This is a genomic window from Bacillus sp. JJ1127 (assembly GCF_036965845.1).
GTDB lineage: Bacteria > Bacillota > Bacilli > Bacillales > Bacillaceae_G > Bacillus_A.
Genome location: NZ_JBALQK010000395.1, coordinates 1 through 1,504, shown reverse-complemented (window position 1 = coordinate 1,504; position 1,504 = coordinate 1). Strand labels below are relative to the sequence as shown.

Below are 1,504 nucleotides of genomic sequence, written 5' to 3'. Positions count from 1 at the left end.
ATGTAACAGTTATATTGACTGTAATACTTATATCAATTGTTGCCTTATTCATTTCCATGCTAATTGGAGTAGTTAGTTTTGGTGGAGGGAAAGAAGAATTAACAGTTGCTATGTTACTGAAGATTTTAGTGTATAAGATGGTACCAGTTCTATTTTATATAACATTGTCCATGTTTTTAGCAAATATCTTTAGGAAGTCTGTATTGCCATTAGTTATTACCATGTTTGTCTTTTTCTTACAAAATACAATTGATATGTTACTTATGATGTTTGCAAAAGGTGTTGCGAAATTTGTTGTATTTTTCCATCTCAATTTAAATGTGTACGATAGTAATAAATTAATTAGCGGTGGAATGGAACCACCATTTGCAGAATTTAATTTTACAACATCGCTATTACTTGTAATTGTGTATTTTGTAGTGTTGCTCGTTGCATCGAGTGCATTATTCCAAAAGCGTGATGTATTATAAAATTTTTATATAAACAATAATATATACGAAGAACCGAATGAGTATAAAAAGAAAGGCTTTATTAAATCAAATTAATTTGTATTTTTAGTAATATGACTTTACATGTATATATGAAATAGAAAAAGATCCCCGCTTGCCGCGGGGATTTTTTTTAACCAACTTTTTCTTCTATTTTTTCACGATCCCAGCATTCTGTGTTTTCTAAACCAGGAATGCTGTCAGCGTAGAAGACCGGGTCTTGTCCAGCTTCTTTTTGCTTCATATAGTCCCTAAGTGCTGCAAATGCATATTTACTTAAGAAAATAATTGTCACTAAGTTGAAGATTGCCATAACGCCCATAAATAGGTCAGCTAAATCCCACACAACTTGAATTGTTGCAACAGAACCTAGGAATACCATACCAATTACAGTGATACGGTAAATCATAAGCGCTGTTTTGCCTCCTTTTAAGAATTCAATATTTGTCTCACCGTAATAGTAATTTCCGATTAGAGAACTGAATGCAAATAAGAAGATGGCCACAGCGACAAAGATTGGAGCCCAAGGACCAATATGTGCTTTTAACGCTTCTTGTGTTAACTGGATACCATTTAAATCTGTTCCAGTATGAACGTCTGATAAAAGGATAATAAAAGCAGTACAACTGCATATTAATAATGTATCTGTAAAGACACCAAGTGTTTGAATGAAACCTTGTTTAACAGGGTGTGTTACGTTAGCAGTCGCAGCTGCATTCGGTGCACTACCCATACTAGCTTCGTTGTTGTAATAAGCTTATGAATCGGAGTAATGACATTTTCAAAGAAATCCATGTGTGTAATCCTCCTTATTCTTATCATGATAATGTGTTTTATAACATTAAGTATAAAAAGCGACGTTTAATACTATAACAGAAATCTTACAAAGAGGAAATTTCTCGAAATAGATTTGTTAGTACATATTTTAATAGATATCTTATTTAAAACGCGAACTGAGAAAAATAGGAAGAAATTTGAGGGTATTCATATTACAATGTATATAAATCTATTTTAAT

2 pseudogenes are annotated in these 1,504 nt (G+C 32.0%); one reads left to right on the top strand and one right to left on the bottom strand.

Annotation, left to right across the window (positions count from 1 at the left end):
- A pseudogene (locus tag V7183_RS24985) lies at window positions 1-470 on the top strand (ABC transporter permease); the annotation flags it as partial.
- A gap of 151 nt (window positions 471-621) precedes the next feature.
- Here the strand turns inward: V7183_RS24985 and V7183_RS24980 are convergent.
- Window positions 622-1,239 (bottom strand): annotated as a pseudogene (locus tag V7183_RS24980) (alanine:cation symporter family protein); the annotation flags it as partial.
- Window positions 1,240-1,504: the final 265 nt, after the last annotated feature.